Origin of the sequence: Shewanella sp. 38A_GOM-205m (assembly GCF_000518445.1) — a bacterium.
Taxonomy (GTDB): Bacteria; Pseudomonadota; Gammaproteobacteria; order Enterobacterales; family Shewanellaceae; genus Shewanella; species Shewanella algae.
Map to the genome: position 1 here is coordinate 1 of NZ_JADP01000054.1, position 4,599 is coordinate 4,599.

Consider the following 4,599-nt stretch of genomic DNA (forward strand, 5'->3'; position numbering starts at 1 on the left):
CAGCTCTTCATCGTCTACCATGTCACACTTGTTCATGAATACGATGATGAAAGGTACACCTACCTGACGAGACAGCAGGATGTGCTCACGAGTCTGTGGCATTGGACCGTCAGTAGAAGCTACTACCAGGATTGCGCCGTCCATCTGGGCAGCACCGGTGATCATGTTTTTAACATAGTCAGCGTGACCTGGGCAGTCTACGTGGGCGTAGTGACGAGTTGGAGTGTCATACTCGATGTGAGAGGTATTGATGGTAATACCGCGCTCACGCTCTTCTGGAGCGTTATCGATCGCTGCGAAGTCACGCGCCTCACCACCGTAAGTCTTAGACAGTACAGTTGAGATAGCAGCAGTCAGAGTGGTTTTACCATGGTCCACGTGGCCAATGGTACCCACGTTAACGTGGGGTTTACTACGTTCAAATTTAGCTTTAGACATGGTATTGCCTCAATCTAAGATTTTCTGGTGGTGAAACCATATATAGTGAAAAAGTCCGATGCAAATGAATGACATCGAACAGATTATAAAAGGCAGAGGTAAAATTTAAGATAGGCTGGTGCTGATAGGCAGATTCGAACTGCCGACCTCATCCTTACCAAGGATGCGCTCTACCACCTGAGCCATATCAGCATGCAAATTTGGAGCGGGCAGCGGGAATCGAACCCGCGTTATCAGCTTGGAAGGCTGGAGTAATACCATTATACGATGCCCGCGCAACCTACTTAAGGCTACCTACTTACCTTGAAAATGGTGGAGGGAGAAGGATTCGAACCTTCGAAGGCGGAGCCGTCAGATTTACAGTCTGATCCCTTTGGCCACTCGGGAACCCCTCCACGATTTCACTTTCGTGTCTTTTAAATTGTAGGCAAATGGTGGAGGGAGAAGGATTCGAACCTTCGAAGGCGGAGCCGTCAGATTTACAGTCTGATCCCTTTGGCCACTCGGGAACCCCTCCGATAAAATTGGTGCCGGCACCAAGAGTCGAACTCGGGACCTACTGATTACAAGTCAGTTGCTCTACCAACTGAGCTATGCCGGCACTTCATTTCGGTAGCGGATATTAGGTAAATGTTGGGGCGAGTGCAATAGGAAATTGGCTTTTTTTCGAAAAAAAGCCCTGAATGGTGCTTTTTTACTCTGACACTGCGTAGGTATTCTACTCCTTCTTAACCCTCTGTACACGGGATAAACAATTCGGCTTGGCATAGGGATTTTTTATTGTTCATGAATAATTCATGGTGTACTGTGCCTTGCCTGAGCAGAGGAAATCAGATGACAACAGCCAACTCAATTCAACAGGCATTATATATGCCGTTTCACCGCCAGCAATGGGCCGAACTTCGCGAGTCGGTGCCTTTGACCTTGAGCGAAACCGAATTGAAAAAGCTGCGGGGGATTAATGAAAAAGTTTCCCTCACAGAAGTTACCGACATCTATTTGCCCCTCAGTCGTCTGCTTAACTTGATCGTTGGCGCCAAGCAGCAAAGAGGTTTGGTGTTAAATGAGTTTTTGGGGCAAACCCCGGCCAAGAGTCCTTACATTATCAGTATTGCCGGCAGTGTCGCCGTAGGGAAAAGTACCACAGCCCGTATCCTGCAGGCACTTTTGAGCCATTGGCCCGAACACCCTAAGGTCGATCTGATTACTACGGACGGTTTTCTCTACCCGCTGGCCGAGCTGAAACAAAAAGGGTTGTTGCAGCGTAAAGGCTTTCCGGAAAGCTATGATATGAAACTATTGGTGGAGTTTATCGCTGCCATCAAGTCAGGCGCCGAATTGGTCGAGGCTCCGCTATATTCCCACATCAGTTACGACCGTCTCCCCGAAGTGCAGCAGGTCAGACAGCCGGACATTTTGATCCTTGAAGGCTTGAATGTACTGCAGACAGAGCTGGATTCTCCCGTGAGTATCAAGCGGCCATTTGTTTCTGATTTCGTGGACTTCTCTATCTATGTAGATGCGGACGAATCACTGCTGAAACATTGGTATATAGATAGGTTCCTGCAGTTCCGGCATACGGCTTTTGCCAATGAGCGCTCCTACTTCCACCACTATGCCAAGCTGAGCGATGCCGAAGCCGAACATATAGCCGCCAATATCTGGGACACTATCAATGGCCCGAACCTGAATCTGAATATCGAGCCCACCCGCGAGCGGGCACATCTTATTCTGAAAAAGGGTCAGGACCACCTGATGGATAAAGTGCTGCTGCGAAAATAATCAAGCGCCGCGTAAGCTGATTTCCCCGCCGACAAAATGCTGTGGACCCGTTTCTGTCTGTAGGATAACGCCACCTTGCTCATCCACTCCCAGGTAGTGGCCGCTAATCTGCTGCTCACCCAGCAGCAGTTTGACCTGTTGACCGGCAAAGATATCCGCACTCTGCCACCTGGTGCTGAATGCCGCCAACCCTTGGGTTTCAAACAGCTTGAGATCTTTCAATAGCTGTTTGTGAAGATTGATAGCCAACTCAGTCTTGTTCGGCATAGATTCAAGGCCACTGAGATCGCTCCAGGGTTGATCCAGTTGTTCACCCAGTTCAGCAGGCATAGCCATATTCAAGCCTATCCCGATCACCAGATCGCATTCGCTGTCGGCAGTCCCACTCATTTCAATCAGTACACCGGCAAGTTTACGGCCATCGAGATAGATATCGTTGGGCCACTTCACCCCCAAACCGGTAATACCGAAAGACTCCAACACACTAACCAGTGAACAGGCAACCACCAGACTCAAGCCCATCGCCTGGGAAAGACCTTGAGAGAACTGCCAGTACATAGAAAAATAGAGGTGACTACCGTAGGGCGACAACCACTGACGTCCTCTACGCCCTCGTCCAGCAGATTGGTACTCGGCAATACAGAGATCGCCATTACTCAATTCATCGACATGGTTGAGCAGGAATGTATTGGTACCACCGAGTTCATCAAAGTAGAAACAACGGTTATCTATAGCGGAAAGCAAACGCGGCTTATCAATAAGATGCAGGCTTCTCGCCAACTTATAGCCTTTGCCTTTCACGCTGAAGATATCGATCCCAAAGGCAGTCAAGGCACTGATATGTTTGCTGACAGCCATACGGCTGATACCCAGTTGTTCGGCCAGTATCTCGCCGGAAACAAGCTCACCCTGCTGCAACAGCTGTAATATTTCCCGCTTGCGCTTCCACTGTTCGGTCATCGTCAGAGACTCCTCTCTCCTGTTGCCGCAAAAACTCGCGGTTCGGGCTGCAATTCGACACCGAAGCGCGCTTGCACTTGCCTGATAATTTCCCGCGCCAAATTAGCCACATCCTTACCCCTAGCGCCGCCTTTATTCACCAGTACCAGGGCTTGCTTATCATGGACTGCTGCCGCTCCCATCTGGAAACCTTTCAAACCTGCCTTATCGATAAGCCAGCCTGCGGCCAACTTAACAGTACCATCCTGCTGAGCATAACCCACCAAATCAGGAAAGCGTTCAGCCAACTTAAGATAGTCGGCAGCAGCAACCACAGGATTCTTGAAAAAGCTGCCGGCATTGCCAAGCACTACAGGATCCGGCAGTTTTTCCTGACGAACCTGACATACCCGTTCAAAAATCATGGTCGCGGTCACCTCAGTCTCTTCAGCAAGCGACTGCAACGGCCCATAACTCAGTTTCGGCTGCCAGGCTTTAGGCAGTTTCAAGCCGACAGAGGTGATCACAGCCTTACCCTTGAGCTGATTTTTGAAAATTGACTCACGATAGCCAAAATCACAATCAGCGGCCTCGAGACGAGTTAGCGCGCCGGTCTGCAGGTCCAGATACTCGACCCAGTCACACAACTGGCACAGCTCAATTCCATAGGCGCCTATGTTTTGAATAGGCGCAGCACCAACTGTCCCCGGGATCAGAGCCATATTCTCAAGCCCCGGCATCCCCAGCTTAAGCGTTTCACAAACCAAATCGTGCCAGTTTTCACCGGCGGCAACCTTTAGATGAAAATGCTCTTGATCCTCACAGACATCGATTCCCTTGGTAGCGATTTGAATCACAGTCCCTTGATAATCCTCAAGCAGCAATAGATTACTGCCACCACCGAGGATCAACATAGGAATCTCATCGTCCTTATGCTGCATGCAAGCCTGGACAAGCTCCGTGGTAGAACTCACTCTGATGAGTTCCCGACAGCAACAGTCGATTCCAAAGGTGTTCAAAGATTTAAGGGAGTGGACTAGAGTTGGCATCTAAAGCTTTCACCGCAAATAAAAGCAGCATTGTAACGGGATTAGCTGGCTATTTCAGCCGTAAAACACCCATAAGCAAATATCCAGCGGCAAGCTAATCGGCTGCTACCGACTCAAAGCTGGATTAAGGCAAATCTCACAGGCCCTAAACGCAAAAAAGCCACCTTATGCAGGTGGCTTCTCTACTTAAGTCTCGAGTACCTTCATTGAGGATACTGGTCGGATTAAATCTCTGTGCTCCAGAGACTGGATAAATCTGACCAGACAAACGGGTCGAGCCATTCTCAATATCTCCACAGCACCATCTCACATGGGGGCGAAAGACATCTGCTCATCAAGCACAGCTTGATAGATGGCTGTAGCGCGAAGCAGCTTGGCTGCGAGCTGAGGG

4 protein-coding genes and 5 tRNA genes are annotated in these 4,599 nt (G+C 49.6%); 1 reads left to right on the top strand and 8 read right to left on the bottom strand.

Annotated elements, in window-relative coordinates; translation table 11 throughout:
- From N512_RS23415 to N512_RS0118930, 6 genes are all read right to left on the bottom strand, one after another.
- The coding region (locus tag N512_RS23415; RefSeq protein ID WP_028781262.1) for a GTP-binding protein at positions 1 to 438 on the bottom strand (438 nt) is incomplete at its 3' end.
- Positions 439 to 554: 116 nt separating this feature from the next.
- Positions 555 to 630: transfer RNA gene (locus tag N512_RS0118910), tRNA-Thr, on the bottom strand.
- A 9-nt stretch (positions 631 to 639) separates the two neighbouring features.
- A tRNA-Gly gene (locus tag N512_RS0118915) sits at positions 640 to 713 on the bottom strand.
- Between the two features lie 35 nt (positions 714 to 748).
- A tRNA-Tyr gene (locus tag N512_RS0118920) sits at positions 749 to 833 on the bottom strand.
- Positions 834 to 870: 37 nt separating this feature from the next.
- Positions 871 to 955: transfer RNA gene (locus N512_RS0118925), tRNA-Tyr, on the bottom strand.
- Positions 956 to 963: 8 nt separating this feature from the next.
- Positions 964 to 1,039: transfer RNA gene (locus N512_RS0118930), tRNA-Thr, on the bottom strand.
- 233 nt (positions 1,040 to 1,272) lie between these two features.
- On the opposite strand from N512_RS0118930, the gene coaA reads away from it, so the two are divergent.
- The gene (gene coaA / locus N512_RS0118935) at positions 1,273 to 2,220 is read left to right on the top strand and encodes a type I pantothenate kinase (RefSeq protein WP_025012139.1); all 948 of its coding nucleotides are present in this window, start codon (positions 1,273 to 1,275) and stop codon (positions 2,218 to 2,220) included.
- On the opposite strand, the gene birA is transcribed toward coaA, so the two are convergent.
- Positions 2,221 to 3,180: a bifunctional biotin--[acetyl-CoA-carboxylase] ligase/biotin operon repressor BirA gene (gene birA / locus N512_RS0118940; RefSeq protein ID WP_028781310.1), complete on the bottom strand. Its 960-nt coding sequence runs from the start codon at positions 3,178 to 3,180 to the stop codon at positions 2,221 to 2,223.
- A 2-nt stretch (positions 3,181 to 3,182) separates the two neighbouring features.
- Entirely contained in the window at positions 3,183 to 4,208 is a 1,026-nt protein-coding gene (murB, locus tag N512_RS0118945) for a UDP-N-acetylmuramate dehydrogenase (protein WP_028781311.1), read from the bottom strand.
- Positions 4,209 to 4,599: the final 391 nt, after the last annotated feature.

Bases quoted from the DNA above. Each gene is read 5' to 3' on its own strand.
- birA (WP_028781310.1), bottom strand. From the start codon at position 3,180: ATGACCGAACAGTGGAAGCGCAAGCGGGAAATATTACAGCTGTTGCAG.
- coaA (WP_025012139.1), top strand. From the start codon at position 1,273: ATGACAACAGCCAACTCAATTCAACAGGCATTATATATGCCGTTTCAC.
- murB (WP_028781311.1), bottom strand. From the start codon at position 4,208: ATGCCAACTCTAGTCCACTCCCTTAAATCTTTGAACACCTTTGGAATC.